Origin of the sequence: Ruegeria sp. AU67, assembly GCF_900312795.1 — a bacterium.
Taxonomy (GTDB): domain Bacteria; phylum Pseudomonadota; class Alphaproteobacteria; order Rhodobacterales; family Rhodobacteraceae; genus Ruegeria; species Ruegeria atlantica.
This window is the reverse complement of record NZ_OMPH01000033.1, coordinates 1-3,054: the sequence shown is the minus strand read 5'-3', so window position 1 is coordinate 3,054 and position 3,054 is coordinate 1. Positions and strand designations below refer to the sequence as shown.

Sequence of the window (3,054 nt, the reverse complement as noted above, 5' to 3'; positions counted from 1 at the left end):
GTTTCGCTGGGGCGCATTTTTTGCGCCCCAGCGAAACAGGTCAGGCTGTGAGGCCTTCTGGTTCTGGGAGTTTGTTGGCGCGGCAGCAGGCGGTGAGTGTGTTGGCCAGCAGGCAGGCGATGGTCATGGGGCCTACGCCGCCGGGGACCGGGGTGATGGCGCCGGCGCGTGTTGCGGCGCTGGCGTAGTCGACGTCGCCGACCAGCCTGGTCTTGCCTTCACCTTTTTCGGGCGCATCAATGCGGTTGATGCCCACGTCGATGACGGTGGCGCCTTCCTTGATCCAGTCGCCCGGCACCATTTCGGGGCGGCCAACGGCGGCCACGACGATGTCGGCGCGGCGGACCACGTCGGGCAGATCCTTGGTGCGGCTGTGCGCGATGGTCACGGTGCAGCTGTCGCCCAGCAGCAGCTGCGCCATCGGCTTGCCCACGATGTTCGAGCGTCCGATCACAACCGCATCCATGCCCGACAGCGAGCCATGGTGGTCGCGCAGCATCATCAGACAGCCCAGCGGGGTGCAGGGCACCATCGATTTCTGACCGGTGCCCAAGAGGCCCACGTTGGAGATATGGAACCCGTCCACATCCTTGGCCGGGTCGATCGAATTGATCACCAGATCTTCGTTCAGATGCTTGGGCAGCGGCAATTGAACCAGAATGCCATGCACAGCCGGATCGTTGTTCAGCGTGTCGACCAGCGCCAGCAGGTCCTCTTCCGAGGTATCGACATCCAGCTTGTGCTCGTACGAGTTCATGCCGACCTCGACGGTCATCTTGCCCTTGGAGCGGACATAGACCTGACTGGCCGGGTCTTCGCCCACCAGAACCACGGCCAGGCCGGGGGTGATGCCGTTTTCCTCTTTCAGCTTTGCAACCTGATCGGCCACTTGCGCGCGCACTTTGGCCGCAAAGGCCTTGCCGTCGATAACCTGGGCTACCATCCTTTGATCCCTTCTTTCAAAAACGGATCGGGCGCGTGAAGCGCCCGGTCATTCAGTCCGGGCCGAGAACACGTTCCTCACGTGCAATCGACCAGTCAATCAACATGCGCCACAGTCTTTCGGCCAAATCCGGATCCATTCCCAACTCGGCCGAGCTTGCGCGCACGCGGTGCACCACGTCTTCGACACGGTCCGGGATACGGGCAGGCAGGCCCTCGCCCGGCTTCAGCTCGGACGCGCGGTCAATGTAGCCTGCGCGCGCCACCAACATTTCGATCAGTTGGCGGTCCAGCTTGTCGATCTGAACCCGCAGATCCTGCATCGTTGCACAGTCTTGCGGCGGTGTCAGAGTGGGCATCGCGATCTCCTCATGGCCCGGGAAAACCCCGGACCACGAGATGTCCTATTCGGCGGCTTAGAACAAGCCCTCGATCTCACCTGCGTCATTGAGGCAGATGGTTTCCGCAGCTGGTTTGCGTGGCAATCCGGGCATGGTCATGATCTCACCGCAGACAACCACGATAAAGCCGGCACCCGCGCTCAGGCGTACCTCACGCACCGGAACCGAATGGCCGGTGGGCGCGCCGCGCAAGGTCGGATCGGTCGAGAACGAATACTGCGTCTTGGCCATGCAGACCGGCAGATTGCCGTATCCGGCCTCTTCCCATTCACGCAGCTGGTTGCGGATCTTGTTGTCGGCCAGAACCTCGTCGGCGCGGTAGATGCGCTTGGCGATGGTTTCGATCTTCTCGAACAGCGGCATGTCATCGGGGTAGATCGGTGCGAAGTTGGCACTGCCGCCTTCGACGATCTCGACAACCTTCTCGGCCAGCGGCGCAGAGCCTTCCGAGCCCAGCTCCCAGTGACGCGACAGAACCGCCTCAACCCCATGCTCGGCGCAATAGTCGCTGACCGCCTGCACTTCGGCATCGGTATCGGTGACGAAGTGGTTGATGGCAACCACAACCGGCACGCCAAAGGATTTCACGTTCTCGATGTGACGACCAAGGTTGGCACAGCCCGAGTTGACCGCGTCGACGTTTTCCGCACCCAGATCGGCCTTGGCGACGCCGCCGTTCATCTTCATCGCACGCACGGTGGCAACCAGCACCACTGCAGACGGCGCGATGCCCGCCTTGCGGCACTTGATGTTCATGAACTTCTCAGCACCCAGATCGGCACCAAAACCGGCCTCAGTCACAACGTAGTCAGCCACTTTCAGCGCCGTCTTGGTCGCGATGACAGAGTTACAGCCATGCGCGATATTCGCGAACGGGCCACCGTGGACAAAGGCCGGGTTGTTTTCCAACGTCTGCACCAGGTTTGGCTGCATCGCGTCTTTCAGCAGCACGGTCATCGCGCCTTCGGCCTTGATGTCGCGGCAGTAAACAGCGGTCTTGTCGCGGCGATAGGCCACGATGATGTCACCCAGGCGCTTTTCCAGATCCTTCAGATCGTTGGACAGGCACAGGATCGCCATGACCTCGGACGCCACGGTGATGTCAAAGCCGGTTTCGCGCGGGAAGCCGTTCGACACACCACCCAAGGACGCTGTGATCTGACGCAGTGCGCGGTCATTCATGTCGACCACGCGGCGCCATGCGACGCGGCGTACATCGATCTCGGCTTCATTGCCCCAGTAGATGTGGTTGTCGATCATCGCCGACAGCAGCGAATGCGCCGAGGTGATCGCGTGGAAATCCCCGGTGAAGTGCAGGTTCATTTCCTCCATCGGAACAACCTGCGCGTAACCGCCCCCTGCAGCGCCGCCCTTCATGCCGAAGTTCGGGCCCAGCGAGGCTTCGCGGATACAGATCATCGCATTCTTGCCGATGCGGTTCAGACCATCACCCAGACCAACGGTCGTGGTCGTCTTACCCTCACCCGCAGGCGTCGGGTTGATCGCGGTGACCAGGATCAACTTGCCGTCTTCGCGACCCTGGACCGAGTTGATGAACTCCTGGCTCACCTTCGCCTTGTCATGGCCATAGGGCAGCAGATCAGCAGAATCGATGCCAATCTTAGCGCCAATTTCCTGAATAGGCTTCTTCTGCGCCTCGCGCGCAATTTCAATGTCCGATTTATAGCTCATTGGGCAAAACCCCCGGTTG

3 protein-coding genes are annotated in these 3,054 nt (G+C 61.2%); all 3 read right to left on the bottom strand.

Features of this window, described 5'->3' with window-relative positions; all coding sequences use genetic code 11:
- Positions 1 to 40: 40 nt before the first annotated feature.
- The 3 genes from folD to DK510_RS19275 are packed head-to-tail and all read right to left on the bottom strand — an operon-like array spanning position 41 to position 3,035.
- A complete protein-coding gene (gene folD, locus DK510_RS19285; RefSeq protein WP_109313487.1) occupies positions 41 to 943 on the bottom strand; it encodes a bifunctional methylenetetrahydrofolate dehydrogenase/methenyltetrahydrofolate cyclohydrolase FolD in 903 nt (300 codons plus the stop codon).
- 52 nt (positions 944 to 995) lie between these two features.
- Entirely contained in the window at positions 996 to 1,301 is a 306-nt protein-coding gene (locus DK510_RS19280; protein WP_058272292.1) for a chorismate mutase, read from the bottom strand.
- 57 nt (positions 1,302 to 1,358) lie between these two features.
- The gene (locus DK510_RS19275) at positions 1,359 to 3,035 is read right to left on the bottom strand and encodes a formate--tetrahydrofolate ligase (protein ID WP_109313486.1); all 1,677 of its coding nucleotides are present in this window, start codon (positions 3,033 to 3,035) and stop codon (positions 1,359 to 1,361) included.
- Between the last annotated feature and the right edge of the window lie 19 nt (positions 3,036 to 3,054).